General features: G+C 67.9%; 21 protein-coding genes and 1 pseudogene. 18 read left to right on the forward strand and 4 right to left on the reverse strand.

The features are described from left to right. The first annotated feature begins 109 nt into the window (after window positions 1-109). The 15 genes from VFH10_RS11345 to VFH10_RS11415 all read left to right on the forward strand — a co-directional run bounded on the left by VFH10_RS11345 (window position 110) and on the right by VFH10_RS11415 (window position 12,589). Window positions 110-589 carry a hypothetical protein gene (locus tag VFH10_RS11345; protein WP_325128536.1) on the forward strand — a complete coding sequence of 160 codons (480 nt, stop codon included), beginning with the start codon at window positions 110-112 and terminating at the stop codon, window positions 587-589. Between the two features lie 128 nt (window positions 590-717). Further along, window positions 718-840: a hypothetical protein gene (locus tag VFH10_RS11350; RefSeq protein ID WP_325128538.1), complete on the forward strand. Its 123-nt coding sequence runs from the start codon at window positions 718-720 to the stop codon at window positions 838-840. 72 nt (window positions 841-912) lie between these two features. Further along, complete coding sequence (locus VFH10_RS11355) at window positions 913-1,512, forward strand: sulfite oxidase-like oxidoreductase (RefSeq protein ID WP_325128540.1); 600 nt, start codon at window positions 913-915, stop codon at window positions 1,510-1,512. A gap of 109 nt (window positions 1,513-1,621) precedes the next feature. Continuing rightward, window positions 1,622-2,305 carry an FAD-binding oxidoreductase gene (locus VFH10_RS11360; protein ID WP_325128542.1) on the forward strand — a complete coding sequence of 228 codons (684 nt, stop codon included), beginning with the start codon at window positions 1,622-1,624 and terminating at the stop codon, window positions 2,303-2,305. A gap of 1 nt (window position 2,306) precedes the next feature. Beyond that, on the forward strand, window positions 2,307-2,618 hold the full coding sequence (locus VFH10_RS11365; RefSeq protein WP_325128544.1) for a DUF6510 family protein: 312 nt from the start codon (window positions 2,307-2,309) through the stop codon (window positions 2,616-2,618). Window positions 2,619-2,830: 212 nt separating this feature from the next. Further along, entirely contained in the window at window positions 2,831-3,034 is a 204-nt protein-coding gene (locus tag VFH10_RS11370) for a cold-shock protein (protein ID WP_325128546.1), read from the forward strand. A 217-nt stretch (window positions 3,035-3,251) separates the two neighbouring features. Further along, window positions 3,252-3,746: a DoxX family protein gene (locus tag VFH10_RS11375; RefSeq protein ID WP_325128549.1), complete on the forward strand. Its 495-nt coding sequence runs from the start codon at window positions 3,252-3,254 to the stop codon at window positions 3,744-3,746. A gap of 93 nt (window positions 3,747-3,839) precedes the next feature. Then, window positions 3,840-4,901 (forward strand): aminoglycoside phosphotransferase family protein, encoded by a 1,062-nt coding sequence (locus tag VFH10_RS11380; protein ID WP_325128551.1) that lies wholly within the window; start codon window positions 3,840-3,842, stop codon window positions 4,899-4,901. Between the two features lie 31 nt (window positions 4,902-4,932). Next, window positions 4,933-5,094 (forward strand): hypothetical protein, encoded by a 162-nt coding sequence (locus VFH10_RS11385; protein WP_325128553.1) that lies wholly within the window; start codon window positions 4,933-4,935, stop codon window positions 5,092-5,094. Between the two features lie 190 nt (window positions 5,095-5,284). Next, window positions 5,285-6,607: an ATP-grasp domain-containing protein gene (locus VFH10_RS11390; RefSeq protein WP_325128555.1), complete on the forward strand. Its 1,323-nt coding sequence runs from the start codon at window positions 5,285-5,287 to the stop codon at window positions 6,605-6,607. After that, complete coding sequence (locus VFH10_RS11395; RefSeq protein ID WP_325128557.1) at window positions 6,604-8,226, forward strand: MFS transporter; 1,623 nt, start codon at window positions 6,604-6,606, stop codon at window positions 8,224-8,226. The genes VFH10_RS11390 and VFH10_RS11395 overlap by 4 nt, the downstream gene beginning before the upstream one ends. Window positions 8,227-8,474: 248 nt before the next feature. After that, entirely contained in the window at window positions 8,475-9,356 is an 882-nt protein-coding gene (locus tag VFH10_RS11400; protein ID WP_325128583.1) for an EamA family transporter, read from the forward strand. A 195-nt stretch (window positions 9,357-9,551) separates the two neighbouring features. Next, entirely contained in the window at window positions 9,552-9,947 is a 396-nt protein-coding gene (locus tag VFH10_RS11405; protein WP_325128559.1) for a cupin domain-containing protein, read from the forward strand. A gap of 1,184 nt (window positions 9,948-11,131) precedes the next feature. Beyond that, on the forward strand, window positions 11,132-12,085 hold the full coding sequence (locus VFH10_RS11410; protein ID WP_325128561.1) for an LLM class flavin-dependent oxidoreductase: 954 nt from the start codon (window positions 11,132-11,134) through the stop codon (window positions 12,083-12,085). Between the two features lie 123 nt (window positions 12,086-12,208). Next, window positions 12,209-12,589, forward strand: coding sequence for a VOC family protein (locus tag VFH10_RS11415; protein WP_325128563.1), 381 nt, complete (start codon window positions 12,209-12,211; stop codon window positions 12,587-12,589). Here VFH10_RS11415 and VFH10_RS11420 read toward each other — a convergent pair. Continuing rightward, window positions 12,477-13,658 (reverse strand): GlxA family transcriptional regulator, encoded by a 1,182-nt coding sequence (locus VFH10_RS11420; protein WP_325128565.1) that lies wholly within the window; start codon window positions 13,656-13,658, stop codon window positions 12,477-12,479. The two genes, VFH10_RS11415 and VFH10_RS11420, sit on opposite strands and share 113 nt — an antisense overlap. Here VFH10_RS11420 and VFH10_RS11425 point away from each other — a divergent pair. Next, a complete protein-coding gene (locus VFH10_RS11425; protein ID WP_325128567.1) occupies window positions 13,657-13,980 on the forward strand; it encodes a cupin domain-containing protein in 324 nt (107 codons plus the stop codon). The genes VFH10_RS11420 and VFH10_RS11425 overlap by 2 nt on opposite strands. Window positions 13,981-14,016: 36 nt before the next feature. On the opposite strand, the gene VFH10_RS11430 is transcribed toward VFH10_RS11425, so the two are convergent. Continuing rightward, a complete protein-coding gene (locus tag VFH10_RS11430; RefSeq protein ID WP_325128569.1) occupies window positions 14,017-15,414 on the reverse strand; it encodes an MFS transporter in 1,398 nt (465 codons plus the stop codon). A 333-nt stretch (window positions 15,415-15,747) separates the two neighbouring features. Between VFH10_RS11430 and VFH10_RS11435 the strand changes: the two genes are divergently transcribed. Continuing rightward, window positions 15,748-16,215 carry a DUF4395 domain-containing protein gene (locus VFH10_RS11435; protein ID WP_325128571.1) on the forward strand — a complete coding sequence of 156 codons (468 nt, stop codon included), beginning with the start codon at window positions 15,748-15,750 and terminating at the stop codon, window positions 16,213-16,215. Window positions 16,216-16,382: 167 nt separating this feature from the next. On the opposite strand, the gene glsA is transcribed toward VFH10_RS11435, so the two are convergent. Continuing rightward, a complete protein-coding gene (glsA, locus tag VFH10_RS11440) occupies window positions 16,383-17,420 on the reverse strand; it encodes a glutaminase A (protein ID WP_325128573.1) in 1,038 nt (345 codons plus the stop codon). A 188-nt stretch (window positions 17,421-17,608) separates the two neighbouring features. On the opposite strand from glsA, the gene VFH10_RS11445 reads away from it, so the two are divergent. Then, window positions 17,609-18,517, forward strand: coding sequence for a carbon-nitrogen hydrolase family protein (locus tag VFH10_RS11445; protein WP_325128575.1), 909 nt, complete (start codon window positions 17,609-17,611; stop codon window positions 18,515-18,517). 61 nt (window positions 18,518-18,578) lie between these two features. On the opposite strand, the pseudogene VFH10_RS11450 reads toward VFH10_RS11445, so the two are convergent. Beyond that, window positions 18,579-18,816 (reverse strand): annotated as a pseudogene (locus VFH10_RS11450) (cupin domain-containing protein); the annotation flags it as partial.

Raw genomic sequence — 18,816 nt, forward strand, 5'->3', positions numbered from 1 at the left:
ATAGAGACACCAGCCGGACCACGGATGTGACATCGGCGGGAGCTCGACGTCCTCGTCGGCACGAGCCGAGCGTTGCAGCGCATCCACCGGAACGAGGATGCTGGCTCGCATGAAGCCCATCGAGTTCGAGCTCGAGCGCACGATCCGGGCACCGATCGACCAGGTGTTCTCCAGACTCGTCGACATCGAGGGGCACAACGACTGGATGGCCGGCACGGGCAGCATGCTCAGGCGCACTCGGCAGACCTCCCCCGGAGAGCCCACCGTCGGAACGACGTTCGTCGATGAGACGAGTCAGGGCTCGATGCCCGGGGAGCTCGCCGAGATGGAGGCGCCGCACACGATCGTCTACCACTGGTGGGAGAAGTCGAAGTCGGGCAAGCTCAAGTTCGAGGGCTGGCCGAGCTACTACCTGCAGTCCGTCAGCGACACCGAGACCCTGGTCTGTCATCGCGCCAAGCTGGTGCCGTACGGCGCGTGGCGCCTGGGGACACCGATCTTGCGGCGGTTCGCCGTCAAGGAGCGCACCATCACGGTCGACGCGCTCAAGGCGTCCTTCGAGCAGAGCTCGAGCTCGGCTCCTGACTGAGTGCGTCCGCCACGTCGACGACATCGGTTCCCTCACAACGTGACCCCAGGACGGGGGCCGCTCGTGAAGGAACCTCTCAGCGCGATGTTCGGGTGGGGCATCTGGGACCCATAGGCACGGGTCGTGAAGTGACTGGTGCAGCAGGTGGCGCCTTCGAGCACCGTGACCCGCCGAGCGACGAGACCTGGACGCGTGCGCTGCACGCGCTCAACGCCACCCTGCGCCACTGGGAGACGCGGACCGGAGGCTGATTCGACTCGAGAGCTGGAGGGGCGGACCGTCTAGCATCGGTGGAATCACTTCGAGCCCTCACTGGAGGGGACATGGGCATCGTCACCCGCGGGTTCGGTGGACGTCGTCAGCTCGAGGCTGCGTCGCTCCCACCGGGACAGCACCTGACCGACGGGTTCCCGGTCCTCACCGCCGGGCCCACCCAGTACGTCGACACTGGCGACTGGTCGCTCACCGTCACCACGGAGACCGGCGAGAAGCAGAGCTGGTCCTGGGCGGACCTGATGGCGATGTCCATCGAAGACATCGAGGTCGACATCCACTGCGTCACGCGTTGGTCCAAGCTCGCTACCCGATGGCGCGGGGTTCCCGTCGACGCCTTCTTCGAGAAGGTCGAGAGCGCAGCTGACTACGTGATGGCGCACTCCTACGGCGGCTACACGACCAATCTGCCGCTCGAGGACCTGCTCGACCGGAGGGCTTGGGTGGCCTTCGAGTACGACGACGGCCCGCTCCCCGCGGAGCACGGAGGCCCGGTCCGTCTCCTCGTTCCGCACCTGTACTTCTGGAAGTCGGCGAAATGGCTGAACGGCTTCACGATGATGACCGGCGACGAGCCCGGCTTCTGGGAAGGCTTCGGCTACCACAACTACGGCGACCCGTGGCGCGAAGAGCGGTACGACGGTGACTGAGCTCGCCGCCTCCGGGACCCGTCCTCGCACGAAGCTGACCGACCAACGGCCCCGGTGGCTTCCCGCTCGCCTCGTCGGCCTGCGGTCGGAGACCAGCACGGCACGGACCTTGACCTTCGAGATCGCGGGCTGGCCGGGTCACCGGGCCGGTCAGCACGTCGACGTACGGCTGACGGCTGCGGATGGCTACTCAGCACAGCGGGCTTACTCGATCTCCGCCCCGTCGGACGGCGTGCGTGTGTCGATCACCGTGCAGCGAGTCCGTGGCGGTGAGGTGTCGCCGTACCTCGTGGAGGACATGGAGCTCGGCGACCAGCTCGAGGTGCGCGGACCCATCGGCGGCTGGTTCGTGTGGACACCCAGCGCCAAGGCGCCCGTCGAGCAGCCGGTCCTGCTCGTCGGTGGCGGTTCAGGCGTGGTGCCGCTCATGGCGATGGTGCGCGAGCGCATTCGTCTCGACAGCGGCGCGCCGTTTCGGCTCGTGTACTCCGTGCGCGACGCCGCAAGTGTCATCTATGCCGGCGAGCTTGCGCAGCGCGCCGCGGACGAAGGCATCCTGGTTGAGCTGCTCTACACCCGCGAGGCTCCCGAAGGCACGCTGCGGCCGGCCGGCCGGGTCACCCACGCGGACCTTGCCACACCCGCCGATGCCGGATGGGCCCACCGTCCGGCGCCCCGCGCCTACGTCTGCGGCCCAACCGCCTTCGTGGAACACGTCATCGGCTCACTCCGCGACCTCGGGTACTCCGACCATTCCATTCGTGCAGAACGCTTCGGACCCTCAGGAGACTGACATGACTGAGCGCGCCACCAGTCACACACTCGACGGCAATGCCGCCGCAGGCCTGTTCACCGAGATCTTCGGTATCGACGTCTCCGCGGTATCGGTGACCTGCGGAGAGTGCAAGGGATCCGCGGCGTTCGCCGAACAGTCTGCGTTCGTGGCGGGGCCCGGAACCGTCCTTCGCTGTCGCGGCTGCGACCACGTGCTGGCCAGAGTCGTGGAAACGCCCCGGGAGGTTTGGCTGGACGTGAGCGGTTCGGCTTCCTGGCGGTTCCCGCTGCCCGACTCGAAAGCGGTGGACTCTCAGCAGCCCGGCCAGTGACAGTCCGAGTCACGCGGCTGGTCCGCGCGGGTTCTCCGATGCCGTATGGTGGGTCGGGTTGAAGGGATGGCTTGTCAGCTGTCCTGGCCGCGCAAGTTGTCGCGGCTTGTATCTCGTACTCCTGGTTTTCGGTTCGCTGGACATCAGTACAGGTGGATGTCTTCAGCGGCTTGAGGGCACCTTGCTCTCGGCACCGAACAAAGGAACAGATCATGGCTCAGGGAACCGTCAAGTGGTTCAACGCCGACAAGGGTTTCGGCTTCATTGCGCAGGATGGTGGCGGCGAGGACGTGTTCGTCCACTTCTCCGCCATCCAGTCGGGCGGCTACAAGTCGCTCGACGAGAACCAGAAGGTCGAGTTCGACCTCGCCCAGGGCCCCAAGGGTCCGCAGGCGGAGAACGTCCGCATCTCCTGACTTCACCACGGAGGGCCCCGACCGCACACGCGGTCGGGGCCCTTCGTGCGTTGATCCGCCAGGTGTTCTGGTGGAATCCCGCCGCCGAGCCGTACGGGTCCCTGACCCCTCGCCGCTGCGAGTAAAGAATCGCGCCGTGGCGCGGCCAGTTCGATGCAGCGCGTATCAATCCCGAGCACTCCGATCTCATCTCCCCCAACCAGATCGGAGTCAGACCATGACCACACTTTCCACGGCGCCGACCCGAGGGACCGCCCCTCGCTCGTCGCGAATCAACCAGCTCGCCTCGCGTGGGCAGAGCCTTCTCGACACCTACAGCATCGGGTCGCTGCGGGTCAGCCTCGGGTTTGTGTTCCTCCTCTTCGGAGCCCTGAAGTTCGTGCCTGGCCTCAGCCCCGCCGAGGACCTGGCCGCTCGCACCATCGACGCCTTGACGCTGGGCATCGTGTCTGGCACGGGCGCGGTGTTGATGACCGCCGTGATGGAGACCTTCATCGGCATCACGTTGATCACCGGAAGGTTCCTCAAGGCCGGCCTGGCGGTGCTGGGGATGGCGATGGTCGGGATCATGTCGCCGCTGGTCCTCTTCGCCGGCGAGATGTTCCCGGAGGGCCCCACGATCGTGGCCCAGTACGTCATCAAGGACGTCGTGCTGATCACGGCCGGGCTGGTGGTCGCGGCGCAGGCTCTGGGTGCCCGGCTGACCCGGTAAGCCCTGCCAGAACGCCGAGCAACTCGTGCGGTTACACCTGGACGGGATGGCGCTTCCCCAGGGATGCGACATCCCGTCCACGCATGTGTGCGGATGAACCGACCAACCACAGACATTGAGATTTCCAGGAGCCAACCGCCCACATCTCGGCCTTGGCCCGCGTCCCCAAGTCGGTTGCGGAGTGACCTGACGATGGGATTGAGTCCGGGGGTGACGCGAGCCCTCCATTCCGACGAGATTGCGATCGATGTCGACCTGGTCCGCTCCCTGGTTGGACGGGCCATGCCCGCCTATGCTGCCGCGCCGGTGCGCCGGTTGGATTCGAGCGGCTCGACCAACGCGTTGTTCCGTCTTGGTGAAGATCTCCTGGTCCGGCTGCCTCGGCAACCCGGAGGGTCGGCGACCATCACCAAGGAGGCCGCATGGCTGCCGGTGCTGGGGCCACTTCTCCCGGTATCCGTGCCTGACGTGGTTGCCGTTTTCGAACCCGACTCCGAATACGCGGAGCGCTGGTCGGTGGTCCGCTGGATCGACGGTGCCCACCCGGACGTGGTCGATCCGGACACCTCGGTCGACCCACGACGCGAAGAGCTGGCGGGGAACCTGGCCTCGGTGCTGGACGCCTTGAGGCAGGCAGACGTGCCGACGGAGGCGGTCGACGACCCGCACCTCCAGTGGTACCGAGGCGAGCCGCTCGCGACCATGGACCAGGCGACGCGAGACAACATCGAGCGGTGTCGGTCCTTGGAGGACTTCGGTTTCGACCTCGACGCCGCCGCGCAGATCTGGGCCGAGGCGATGAAGCTGCCCGGAGCCGCGGACCGTACGACGCCGCGTTGGTACCACGGTGACCTGGCCGCCGAGAACCTGCTGGTAGGTGACGGGGCTCTGACCGCAGTCCTGGATTTCGGGGGCCTGTCGGTAGGCGACCCCACCGTCGACCTCGTCGTGGCCTGGGAGGTCCTTGATGCCCCCGCCAGGGAGCTGTTCCGCAAGCTGGTCGGCGTCGACGAGGCGACCTGGCTGCGCGGCCGGGCGTGGGCACTCTCCATCACCCTGATGATCTGGTACTACTGGACGACCATGCCGGAGAGACGAGCCAGGTGTACGGCGGTGGGTCGTAACGTCCTGGCCGATGCGGGCTACTCCGTCTAGCGCACCGGCAGCACAGGCAAGGGGGCACGAAGTGACCCAAGCGCCACAGCGGCGGTGCAACGAAGCCGACTGCGACACCGACGCGGCCGACGCCCGATACCAGGAGGCGCTGGAACTGGGCCGCCGGCTCGGCGAACCGAGCGTGACCGCGTCCGGCCTCGCAGGGCTCGCGTCTCTCCTGGACCGCGGGTGACCGGGGCAGCACCCACGAGCGTGCCGACCTGACGCACCTCGTGCAAGCGTCCTGACCAGGGATTGCCCAGCACACATCCGGAAAGACATCTCGAGGGCGAAACGCCTGAAAATAGGGATTCCTCCCTATGTGCGCGGCCTACCTCAGACCCCCAGTGTTGTCGATCGACACAACGCCGAGGAGAGGTCTGATGATGAGTGACGAATTCGCCGCGACAGCACTGGCACCGTTCTCGCCCGCGGCAGTCGCACTCACCAGCCGCCACTCCCCGGTGGTCGCTCGACGGCCTCGCATCCTGATCATCGGCGGCAGGCTCGGGCATGTGCGCAAGGCCCGGGCGCTCGGTCTGGACGTGGTTCACGTCCAGTTCCCGGACGAGTACGACCGCGGCCACTGGCCCCACGTGGATCAGGCGCTGCTCTTCGACTACCGCGACCTTGCCCGGCTCCTGCCGTTCGCCCAGGCATTGCATGCGGCGTACCCGTTCCAGGCAGCTTTGTCGCTCTGCGAGCCCGGGCTGCTGCCGGCGGCGCGGATCAACGAGGCGCTCGGCCTCAGCGGAGAGTCCGTCGCCACCGTGGAGCTGATGCAGGACAAGTGGCGCATGCGCCAGCACCTGGCCGCGAACGGAATCAGCCCGGTGGCGTGCGCGGTCGGTCGGTCCACGCAGGACCTTCGAGAGTTCGTCCACGCGCACGGACTCCCGATCGTCGTCAAGCCGATCCGCGAGTCGGGCCGCCTGGGAGTGTTCTGCGTCCACGACCAGGCCGACGTTGACGTCGTCGCCGAGCGGGTTCACTCCCTCGACGGTCACCGGGCCGACCAGGACCGCGCCTCCGCCGATTCCGGCGACGAGTTCCTCTTGGAGGAGTTCCTGGACGGCCCCGAGATCAGTGTGGAGACCCTGAGCTTCGAGGGCCGGCACGTGGTCGTCGCGGTGACCGACAAGGACTGCGGCCCGGATTTCGTCGAGAGCGGACATTCGCAGCCCAGCGACTGCCCGGCCGAGACGCTGCGCGAGGTGACCCAGCAGGTGACGGCCTTCCTCGACGCGGTGGGACTGCGCAACGGTCCCGGGCACACCGAGGTCAAGCTGACCTCGCGTGGGCCGCGGATCGTCGAGTCACACAACCGCATCGGCGGCGATCGGATCAACGATCTGGCCGAGATCGCCTACGGCGTCGACATGGAACGCTACGCGCTGGGCGCCGGGTTCGGCGTGGTGGAGCCGCTGACCTCGTCACCCGAGCCCAGGGGCGGAGCCGCCGTCCGGTTCCTCACGCCGGAGCCCGGACGAGTGGTGGAGGTGACAGGCGTCGAAGCCGTGCGCGCAGACCCGGCATTCGTTGACCTTCGGCTGCATGTGGAGCCGGGTGATGAGGTGCCACCACCGACCTGGAACGAGGACAAGGTCGGTCACGTCATCGCCCGCGGCGCCTCAGCCGCCGAGGCGGTCGCCCACGGCGCACGGCTGGCTGCGGCGGTGCAGGTGCGCACCGAACCCGTCGCGTGAGCACGGCCTCGCCGGACCTGTCGGGGGCAGACGAGCCGCGCTTCCGTGACGCCGTGCGCAGCCTGCCCGGCCGGGTGTGGATCGTCAGCTTCGGGATCCTGGTCAACCAGGTCGGCAACTTCCTGCCAGTGTTCATCGTGCTCTACCTGACCGGGCGCGGCTACTCCGCCGGCGCCGCGGGGCTCGTGCTGGGCATGTCCGGCCTGGGCAAGGTGCTGGGCAACGCCGTCGGCGGCCACCTCGCAGACAAGATCGGCCGGCGATGGACCATCGCGCTGTCCGCTTTGACCACCGCAGGACTGACGGCGATCGTGCCGTTCCTCGGACCGCTGTCGACCATCGTCGCGACGGTCGGGCTCATCGGCGTGACGTCGCAGATCTACCGGCCGGCCGCCGCCGCGGTGCTGATCGACTCCGTCGCCGCGACCAACCAGCACCGGCTCGCCGCTTTCGGGGTGTTCCGGTTCGCGATGAACGTGGGAGCCGCTCTTGGGGGCGTCATCGGCGGTGTGCTGGCGAGCACCTCCTATGTGGGGCTCTTCCTGGGCAATGCCGCAGCGTGTCTGGTGTTCGGCCTGGTGATGGCGGTGCTGCTGCGGGACGACCCTCGGCCCCGGCCTGACCAGGTCGACGTGGACAGGTCGGCGGACGAGGAGGTGGGCTACCGGCACGTGCTTGCCGACCGAGCCATGGTGCGCTTCCTGCTGATGACCGTGGTCGCCGAGTTCGTCTACATCCAGTCCACTGTCGGCCTGCCCCTGCACGTCAGCGACGTGGGTCTGAACGAGCGCGACTTCGGTCTCCTGATCGGGCTCAACGGTCTGCTGGTGTTGGCTCTGGAGCTGCCGATCACCGGCGCGGTCTCCCGGTACCGCCCGGAGTACGTACTTGCCATCGGCAACCTGGTCACAGGTGTCGGCCTCGCGCTGACCGGGTTCATGACCGACATGGTCCTGCTGTCGGTGACGGTGCTGATATGGACTTTCGGCGAGATGATGAACAGCTCCATCTCCCAGGCCTACGTCGGAAGTCTCGCTCCGCCGCGGATGATCGGGCGATACCAGGGGCTGCACGGCGTCGCGTACACGATCGGTACGGGCTCCGGACCGCTCATCGGCGGAGCCGCATACGCGATCGGCCCCTGGGCCCTGTGGGCCCTGGTCGCCGCGGCCGGCCTGGTGTCCGCCCAGCTCTGCCTCCCGCCGCGCCGCGAAGGCAGCACAACCGACATGCGAGGCGACGGAAAAGACTCGCTGCTGAGTTGCGCGAAGGCTCCGCCGGGTGCGGCAACCCAGCCCGACCCAAGCACGGAGAGAGAAGGAGAAAGAATGACTGCTTACTGGATCAACACGTTCCGCTCCGTCAACGACAAGGAGCGTCTGGCCGCCTACGTCGAACTGGCAGGCCCGGCGATGCTCGCCGGCGGCGGCCGGTTCCTGGCCCGCGGACTGCCTGCCGCCGCATATGAAACCGGGACCGTCGAGAGGACAACGCTCATCGAGTTCCCCAACGTCGAAGCCGCGATCACGACGTACCACAGCCCGGCCTACCAGGAGGCCCTCAAGGTCCTCGGCGACGCTGCAGAACGAGACATCCGCATCATCCCCGCAGCCACATGAAGCCGATCGCGCGCTCGCCCAGCAATAGGGACCCCTCCCTATGTGCCGTGGCTACCTCAGGGCAGCAGGGTTGTCGTGGGACCAGCAGCCGAGGAGAGGTCTGATGATGAGTGGGAGCGCCCGGACCGCATGGGCACCGTTCCGGTCCGCGGCAGTCGTCCCGACACTGCGGACGTACGCACGGCAGAGGGGTTGTGAAGGTGCCCGCTGATCGGGAGCACTCGGCTGATCGTTTCTCACCGGTGTCGATGGTTCTGATCGGCATCATGTCGGTGCAGTTCGGTGCGGCGGTCTCGAAGGGACTGTTCGGCGAGATCCCGCCGGTGGGGATGGTGCTGCTGCGGCTCCTCACGAGCTCGCTGATCCTGCTCGTCCTCGCCCGCCCCAGGCTGGCCGGTCGCACCGCGGCGGACTGGCGACCGGTGCTGGCGCTCGGATCGGCGCTGGGTGCGATGAACTGGGCCTTCTACGAGTCCTTCGCCCGGATCCCACTGGGCGTGGCGGTGACGATCGAGTTCGTCGGCCCGTTGGCGCTCGCCGCGGTGGGCCGCCGCCCGCGCGACCTGGTGTGGGTGGGCCTCGCCGCGTCGGGCGTCGTCTTGTTCGGCGCCGGGCCCACGAAGGTCGACGCCCTCGGGTTCGGCTTGGCGCTGCTTGCGGGCGGCTGTTGGGCGCTGTACATCGTCTCGACGGCGGCCACCGGGCGCCGCTGGGCCGGCCTCGACGGACTGGCGGTGGCCAGCACGGTCGCGACACTTGCCATCGCTCCGTTCGCCGTAGCGACGGCGGGCGCCGGCCTGCTCGAGCCCCGCCTGCTGCTCCTCGGGGCTCTGGTCGGTCTGCTCAGCTCGGTGATCCCGTACAGCCTCGAGATGGCCGCCCTGCGCAGTCTGCCGCCCCGGGTGTTCGGCATCTTGATGAGCCTGGAGCCGGCCACCGCGGCGCTGGTTGCCGCCGTCCTCCTCCATGAATGGCTCACCCCGCTGCAGCTGCTCGCGATTGCCTGCGTGACCGCCGCCAGCGTGGGCGCGACCCGCACGACATCCGCCCGCGACGTCGGACGAGTGCGCAGAACTGGGCGCCACTTCAGCGCGTTGCGCGCAGCCATGGCGAGAAGTGACCGGGACTGATGGCTCCACGTACGGGGTTCGGCCCATGGGCAGTCCTGGGGAATGAGCACTTCCACCGATGCGGCTGCGGGGCTTCGGGCGTAGCGTTTTCGCATTCCCCGAGGAGACGAGATGTCCACATCCCTCAGGCCCTTCTCCGTGCAAGCCGGGGAGGCCACCCGCCTAGAGACCCCCACCGGCGACTCGGCCTATGTCATGACGAGCACCGAGAACACCCACGGGTCCCTGACAGTCATAGAGCTGGTGATCTCACCGAAGAACGGACCCGCCCTGCACACGCACCAGCGTGAGGACGAGGTGTGGTTCGTCCTCGAAGGGGACTTCCGCTTCAAGGCGGGTGATGAGATGTTCCGCGTCTCGGCGGGAGGTCTGGCGTTCGGTCCGCGCGGCACCCCGCACGCCTTCCAGAACGTCGGAGGCTCCCCGGCTCGGCTGCTCATCATCACCGCACCCTCGGGAGCCGAGCGGTTGTTCGAGGACTACGCCAAGCTCCTACCAGGACCGGTGGATCCGCAGGCGCTCGCGGACATCGCGCGCGCCAACTGGGTGGAGTTCGTCGGGCCGCAGCTCAAAGTTTCGGACCCCCTGTAAAGCACAGATCAGGGGGCAACTCCCCCGCCTGAGCCAGCGGGGCAGGGCGAGCCGGACGAGCCAGGACCTCCGGCTCCGCCGATCTGACCCACGACGCCAGCGGCCCCCACCTGTCTGGTACGGGGGATGACCAGAGCAGGTGGAGGCCTTCCGGCAGCGTAGTGCTCACGCGGGTCGCAGAGCACAGCAGGCCGATCCCGCGATTCCGACCGCATCGTGCGGCAACCCCGGACTCGCCGATCGTGTGTGGCCGCCGCTCACCGGCGCGCGATGGGGAATGGAGGCAGCGACACTGAACACGGCGATGAACGAGTAGTAGTAGAGGGCGACCCAGAGTCCGCGTGCGTTGTCCACTGCAAGCTCGGGCCCGGCGAAAGATTCCACCGTCAATGCCCAGATCGGGATGGCCGTCAGGGCGAGCGCACCGGCCAGTGACCGACCCCACCGAGGCCCACGCCGAGAGCAGGCATAGCCGCCAGCCACGGCGAAGAGCGGAACGCCCAGCGCACCGCCTCCGATCCCACCTCGAAGATGCCGAGCACTCCGAGCGAGCCTTCGCTGAAAGGACGGCAGCGGTGAGAGAGCGAGCCACCGCCATCCTCGCCGACCGCCCGTCCTGCGCAGGTGCTCTGCCCATCCCAAGAGGACCCCGATCACGATTCCGGGCAAAAGGATGTAGCCGAAGGTGCCGGACCAGCTCACGCTGGCGACGTCGGTGATCTGTGCCATGAAGCCGCGGAGTCCTGCCGCCCATGCAAGCCCACAGGGCCCGCCCAGGATCACGAGCGCTGGCGCGTGTGACTCCGTCGTCCCGGGCGTAGTCACACGTGGTCCCGCGTTGGCGCCACTCCGGTGGCGAGGTGCTGGTCCCGCTGTTTGACCGCGCGAAGCGTCCCGACGGACTTGGTGAGCTCCCTCAGCTCCGCGGCGAGAGTCATCTTGCGCCCCCTCGATCAGGCGGCGGCAGGTCACATCGAAAAGCGCGCCGATCGACTACCCGCTCCCCCCGAATGTTACGCCCGCGTGGGTAGTTGCCGAGATGAATGGTTCGGCGTCCCGATCGTCACTCCCCAATTTGGGGGTGCCGGCGGCGACATCGTCCGCGAGGTCGTTGGACCTCCCGTCACCCGCGGCGAGAGGATCGAGGCATGCCTACTCGACGACTCGCTGTCGGCCTGACCCCCATGGAGACGCGGCGCGAGGTCGTGCTGCACGTCGCGGACCGGGCGGAGGAACTGGGGTACGACGCGTTCTTCCTGGCCGAGGGTTGGGGTCACGACGCGGGGGTGCTGCTGGCCGAGGTCGCGACCCGAACCGACCGGATCACCCTGGGCACCGGCATCGTGAACGTCTGGGGTCGCACGCCTGCCAGCATCGCGATGTTGGCCACCAGCCTTGCCGAACTGTCAGGTGACCGATTCGTCCTCGGGCTCGGAGCGGGTAGCCCGCCGCTGGCGGAGGGGTTCCACGACGTCGCGTTCACGGCGCCCGTCGAGCGGCTCGGCACGGTGACGCGGCAGGTGCGAAGGCTGCTGACCGGTCAGCGGCTCGAACCGACTGTGGAGCGGAAAGCCCGGCCCCTGAAGCTGGCCGTCACGCCACTGACCCCGATACCCGTCTATCTGGCTGCGTTGGGGCCCAAAGCCGTGCGGCTGGCTGGCGAGGTCGCCGACGGCTGGTGCCCGTTCCTGCTGCCGCTGTCCGGCCTGGACGCCGGCATTCGGCAGCTCGATGAGGGCTTGACGCGCGCGGTGCCCGGGCGCATGCGTCCGACCATCGCCCCCTGCATTCCCACCGCCGTCTCGGCCGACCCCGCGAAGGCACTCGAGCTGGCCTCCTGGTGGGTGTCCTTCTACCTCGGCAGCATGGGTCCGCTGTACCGCAACACCCTGCACCGGCTCGGGCACGGCCAGGCGGTTGACGAGATCCTCGCCGCCAATCCCACCCCGCGGACCTTCGAGGTCCCCGAGTCGGCCCGGGGACTGCTTGACGAGCTGACTCTGTGGGGCGATGCCGAGCACGCGCGGGCAGCGCTGAACCGCTGGTACGCCACCGGTGCCGAGATGCCCACCATCACGCTTCCACCGGGCCGACCCATCGAAGAACTCGACCACATCCTCGAATCGGTACGTCCCTGACCTCAGCAGGATCTCGGTCGCTCCGCCGGTTCGAGTGCCCGAACTGAACCGCCCCGGGATCAGTCCGTGGCACGGCTGGGTTGCCCGGGTTGGTGTCGGACAGGTCAGTGGCATGCTGGCGGTGTGCTACTTGCCTGTCACACGCTGATCTATTCCGACGATGCGGAAGCCACACGAATCTTCTTCAGGGACGTGTTGGGACTTCGGAACGTAGACGCCGGCACCGGCGACGACAACTGGCTGATCTTCAGGACCGGGCCGAGCGAGTTGGGCATCCATCCAACCGGACCGTCGCACGACGGGTCTACAACGTCCCGTCACCATGCGTTGAGCTTCATCGTCGACGACTTGGAGTCGACCATGGCGGAGCTGCGGGCGAAGGGCGCGGAGTTCAGCTCCGGGCCGCAGGACCACGGCTACGGGATCGTTGCGATGGTCCAGGTACCCGGGGCTGACGACGTGCAGCTCTACCAGCCACGTCACCAGACCGCGTATGGGCTCTGACCGACGCCTGCGGTAGCCCGGACCTGCCGTCCGCGGCCACGTCGCGTTCTCCAGGTTCCCTGAAAGAGCGGCGGTACGACCCGGGCGAGACTCCCAGCATGAGTTTGAAGCGTCTGCGGAGGTTGGTGGCCGATGAAAGGCCCACCCTGGCGGCGACCGTCTCGATCGGAAGATCGGTCTCCTCGAGCAAAGCCTGGGCTGCGGCAACGCGCTGTTGCAGGAGCCAGCGACCTGGGCTTGTGCCCAACTGTTCGGAGAACCGGCGGGCGAGCGTGCGAGACGACAGATTGCACTGGGCCGCAAGGTCGTCGAGACCGAGGGGCCGGTGCAGTCGCTCGATTGCCCAGTCGAGCAATGGCGCCAAGGAGTCCGGGCGGCGGTGAGAAGCCGGGGGTACGGCGTACTGAAGCTGGCCACCCTCACGGTGTGGCGGCATCACCATGTGGCGCGCGATCCTCGCAGCGTAGGCGGCCCCTTGGTCAACACGCACCAGATGCAGACACAGGTCGATCCCCGCAGCAGTGCCGGCACTCGTGGCCACGTCGCCAAGGTCGATGTACAACGTGTCCAACTCGACGTTGACATCGGGATATCCAGCAGCCAGCTCATCGGCCATCCGCCAATGGGTCGTTGCCCGTCGATGGTCGAGCAGGCCCGCCTCGGCCAACAGGAACGCACCTGAACAGATCGCCACGATGCGCGCGCCCCGCCGATGCGCCTGCCTCAGCGCCTGAATCACTGCGGGGGAAGCCGGCTCCCCCGATCGTTGCCATCCAGGTATGACGACCGTGTCGGCGGCATCGAGGGCGGTCAGGTCCTCCTCCACTGCCATGCCGTAGTTGGCGAGGGTCGCCACGAGCCCCGGCCTCTCGGCACAGACCCCGAACGAGTAGTGCTTGGGAACGTCTGCTCGGGTCATTCCAAAGACCTCCGCGGCGCACGCCAACTCGAAGGTGGACTGCGGAGGGAGCACCAAGGCAACTACCCGGTGGGTCATGACAGAAAAGTACCCCAGCGCGTCGATCCAGACACTCGTGGTAAGACGGCGGAACCGGAACGATGCACGCATGAGTCAGGCAGATGAAGGCGTCCGAGTTGTCCAGGTAGACGACGTGGACGCGGTGGAGGTCGTTCCAGGAATCCTTGGCAGGCGGCTACCGGCCAGTGATTGGGCTCGAGGCTGGCTGTATGACTTCGCTCCCGACACCGAATGGCCAGAAGTCGACGTGCACGACGGCGAGGAGCGCTACTACGTGATCTCGGGCGAGTTCATCGACAGGGGGAGACGGCTCGGGCCTGGCAGCTACGTCGTGTTCGCTCCCGGCAGCACCCACCGCCCACGAACTGAAACCGGGGCACGGATGCTGGGCATCAGCATCTTGCCTCGCTGAAGAAACAGCGCGGATCGCGGCAGCTCAGACGTTGCGTCACACCGCGGTCGCTGATGAGAGGCGTCCCTCGTCCGCCCGGGTCGTGCGCGACGCGGTGCCGAGTGCGCCGACGGCGGCGATCACGGCGAGGCCAAAGACCGCGAGGAACGGGTCGAGGTTTGCGCGCTCGGCGGCGGCGTACGCGATCCCGCAGAGCGAGAGCGCAAGCGCTGCGCCGATCGAGTCGGCGATGGTGAGGGCCGAGGAGTTGAAGCCACGATCGCGGTCGGTGGACGCCGCAAGCATTGCCACGGCCGTGCGAGTGAAGCCCAGACCCATGCCGGCGCCCGCCAGCACGAACGCGCCACCGGCGACGATAGGCGTCAGGTCGAGAAGGACGGCGACCCACAGCAGCACGGTAGCCACGAGCAGCATCGCCGTCCCGATCACCATGGCACGCTCGCTGGTGAGCCGGCGGCTGAGGCGGGCCTGCACCTGGCTGGCGGCCGCCCACACGACGCCGACCAGGGTGAGCGCGAGTCCGGCTTGGCCGGGCGTGAGGCCCCAGCGGAGCTGCAGAACCAGCACGATGTAGGCCTGGCCGCAGAAGAACGCGGCGCTCATCAGGCCGCGGGTCCCGACCACACTAGGCAGCCCGCGCCCGGCCCGGAGCGTCCCGCTCGGGGTAAGCGACCGGATGGACACCAGCACGACCACGATGGCGGTCGAGGCGGCGACCACTCCGACGATCGAGGCGTGGGAGCCCGCGAGCTCCACCGTCAGGACGGCCACGGAAGCAACGGTTGCCCAGATCATCCGGGACCGCGGGGCCGGCTTGTTGTGGCTCTCGGTACGGAGGCCAGGCACGACCGGCGCGACCAGCACCGCGGCTACGGCGACCAGCCCCACTATGCCGAGAAACACCCAACGCCAGCCCGCCGTCTCCGCGACGAACGCGGCGATGGCCGGGCCGAACAGCGAGGGCAGCACCCAGGCGGCTGCGAAGCTGGCGAAGATCGAGGGGCGCAGGTCGTTGGGGTAGACCACCCCCACCACGACGTACAGGCTCACGATCAGCGCGCCGGTCCCGAGCCCCTGCACGACCCGACCAGCCACGAAGACCTCCATCGAAGGTGCCAGGCCAGCGATCAGGACGCCGAGGGTGAACAGGACCAGCGACGCGACGAGTGAACCCGCCGGGCCACGGCGGTCGGACCAGGCGCCCGCCGCCACGGTGCCGACGACGCCGCTGGCCAGAGGGGCGGCGAACGCGACCGCGTAGAGCGAGAAGCCGTCGAGATCGCTGCTGATCGTCGGCATGATGGTCGTCACGGCCAGCGCCTCGAAGGCGTTGAAGGCGATAAGCGAGAAGACGCCGATCGTGGTGGCGAGGTAGGTCCGGGAGAGGATCCCGCCACGCGGCGTGCTGCTCGGGGCCTCGCGATTGCTGGTCACGTCCACCTGGTCGACATTAGGAGTTCAAGTGCACTCGAGATCAAGGCGATGCATTGGCTCGCCGAGGCTCTCGGACAGTCTCCCTGGGCAGGGTCGTCGTCGTTACACCCGTATGTGCGGGACACGCGAGCAGGGACCTGCCCGCGGTCAACCCGAACAATGCACCTCCATGCCTGCAGCGATCGAGTCGCGTCGAGCTTGGCTCCGGGTCTTGCAACCCTCGCACATTGACATGCCAGGAGGTTGCCTTGACGCGGCGGTATGACTGCTCACCTTCGGATGACCGAGTGGCCTATTCTGGATCAGATCAGTTGGCGACTTTCCGGAGACCCCATGCCCGGTAGCAGCAGCATTGGCGCCTGCCCGCTCCGCGCCCAGGTCGATCCTCGTCTTGTGCGATTCAGCGCCGGGGCAACGGCCTGCATCCTCGCCATCGTGTTGCTCATCGTCGACGTTGCTCGACCGTTGGGCCTCGGCCTGCTCGCCTCCCAGACCGCCGTGTTCGCGTTCACCGCGTTCGTCAGCTTTCAGTGGTCGCTGTGGGCGCAGATCTATGCCCGTTTCATCTGGCCGCGGATAGGAGCACCGGCCGAATTGGAGGATGCTCGGCCGCCGAGGCTCGCCCAGTTCTTCGGCTTCGTGTTCACGGCTCTGGCGCTGATCTTCTTCGTGGTTCGTCTCGACGTCGCTGGCTACAGCCTGACGGCACTCGCGTTCGGCGTAGCTGCCCTCAACGCCTTCACCGGGCTGTGTTTGGGCTGCAAGGCCTACCCGCTGATCCGTCGGCTGCAATCGGCCTGACCCCGTCTGGATGAGACAACGCGCCCAGAGCCACGCTGGCCGCTCGTCGGGTGGCACTCAACCGGCCGCGTACACCACTGACGAGTTGGTGCGCGATTCGTCGTGGAAACCTCGTGCCCGAGACAGGGGACGCCGGCGTTGCGGAACCCGATCGGCCGGCGGCCGCATCAGATTCGGGGTGGAGAGCCTTCCGCGGGGACGGATGAGAAGAGGTTGAGCCCGAGACGCTCGGCAAGGTACTTGGTCGCCAGCTGCCCGCGGATGCTGTTGCCCGCGGCGTCCAGCGGTGGCGAGTAAGTGGCCAGCCCTCCCTTGCCGGGGGAGACGGTCACGATGCCGCCGCTGACGCCGCTCTTGCCAGGGACCCCGACCTGGTAGAGCCAGTCGCCCGACAGTTCGTACAGCCCCGCGCTTGCCATCACTGCCAGCACCCGCCGGCACACGCCGGGTCTGAGCACTGGCTCGCCGGTCACTGGGTTCACGCCGCCGTTCGCCAAGGTGGCCGCCATCACCGCGAGGTCATGGACAGTCACCTCCAGGGAGCACTGCCTGGTGTAGATGTCGGTCGCTTCGTCGGGGTCGAAGTAGAGCCGCTCGTAGCTCTTGAGGAGATGGGCGATGCCCTGGTTGCGCATGTTGGTGGCCGACTCGGACGCATACACTTCCGCGTTCATGGTGAGCTGACGTCCCGCGAACCTCGACAGCCGTTCCCGAATCGACTCCCACTTCTCCTCTGACGTGGCGCCCGGCGCAAGACTCGTGGTGGCGATCGCCCCGGCGTTCACCAGCGGGTTCATCGTGCGCGCGTCGTTGAGCTCCACCGCCATCAGCGAGTTGAACGGGAAGCCCGTGCTGTTCACCCCCAGGCGTAGCCGTGCCTCCTCATAACCCAGGGTGTCGCAGACCAGGGCGAAGACGAAAGGCTTGGCGACGCTTTGGATGGAGAACCGGGCAGCCACATCGCCGATCTCGAACGATCGGCCCCAGGGACCGACCACCGCGATCCCGAACAGATCCGGCGATGCCTTGGCCAGCACCGGGATGTAGCCCGCGACCGTGCCGCTGTCGTTGCTGCGATATCGCTCATAGGCGTCAGTGACGATCTGTCGGATCTCGTCACGCCTGGGCAGGTCGCCGGTCGACACCCGCGGTGGCGTCGTTTCTTCGTCGAACGGGAGGTCCTCATGCATGGATAGCTTGACCATCGGATCTCCGATCGACGCGTGATTCGCAGCGTACGACAGAGACGGAGGGTTCCGGACTGGCATCGCGGCAGGTCCGGTGCATGCCGGTGCCATCGAACGCCCGCACCAGACCCGAGCGGTGGAGGCGGTGATCCTCGAGGAGCGTCAATGCTGGCTACGGCGGACTGAGGGCGCCGTACTCTGCCGACATGGACTCCCTGCCCACGCTGCCTACGGTCCGGGTCGCTGCCGTTCAGGCGATGCCGGTAGTGCTCGACCTGGAGGCCAGCCTCGAGAAGGCGCTCGGCCTGCTCGCGAAGGCGGCCGGGCAGGGCGCCCAGCTGGTGGTGTTTCCCGAGACGTTCCTCTCGCTCTACCCGTCGTATGCCTGGGCCCACCTACCGGGCGGCGACGGCGACGCGCTCTGGGAGCGGCTGTGGGCCAGCTCGGTAGAGGTCCCTGGTCCCGTCGTCGACCGGATCGCCGCCGCGTGCCGCGAGCACGACGTCATCTGCGCCGTGGGCGTCAACGAGCGCGAGCTCGAGCGCCCCGGCAGCCTCTACAACACGCTGCTGCTGGTCGGACCGGACGGCTTGCTCAGCAGGCACCGCAAGCTCATGCCGACCTACCACGAGCGGCTCTTCCACGGCCTCGGGGCGGGCGACGACCTCCAGGTCACGGAGACCCGGCTGGGCCGGCTCGGAGGGCTGATCTGCTGGGAGAACCGGATGCCGCTGGCCCGGTGGGCCGTCTACCAGGGCGGCCCGCAGATCTGGCTCGCTCCGACAGCGGACGACTCCGACGGATGGCAGGCCACGATCCGGCACATCGCCATCGAGTCTGGGGCCTTCGTCGTGTCGGTGCCCCAGTTCATCCAGCGCGCCGGCTTCGGCGACGACTTCCCCTGGCCGCTCCCGGATACCGACGTCTTCGGCCGAGGTGGGGCGGCCATCGTCGCTCCCGCGTCCGGCGAGGTCATCGCGGGCCCGATGTACGACGCCGAAGGCCTCGTCGTCGCCGACTGCGACCTCCGGCAGACGCTCCACGCCAAGCGCTGGTTCGACGCGGCCGGCCACTACAGCCGCGCCGACGTCCTGCTGCCGAAGTCGCCCAACTGACGCCGGCCGACCATCAACAAGCGGGCGCGGCCGCGGGTGGTCGCCTCGAACCGCATGCGACTCACGCACCCGCGAGCCGGACGCCGTGACGCTGGGTTACCGAGAGAATCGTGCCCATCGACTCCTCGACGGGTTGGTCAGACGGCACGGAGCCGGCCAAGTCCGCGAAGAACCGTCCGGCACGGTCACCGGACGTGATGGCCACGAACCGGGCGGACTGCCCGACCACCTCGAAGCTGCTCGGTGTCCCTGCGGGAAGCACCACCACTCCGCCGGGCTCCACCGCGTACGTCGTGTCG

Source organism: Nocardioides sp., assembly GCF_035697785.1.
Classification (GTDB): domain Bacteria; phylum Actinomycetota; class Actinomycetes; order Propionibacteriales; family Nocardioidaceae; genus Nocardioides_B.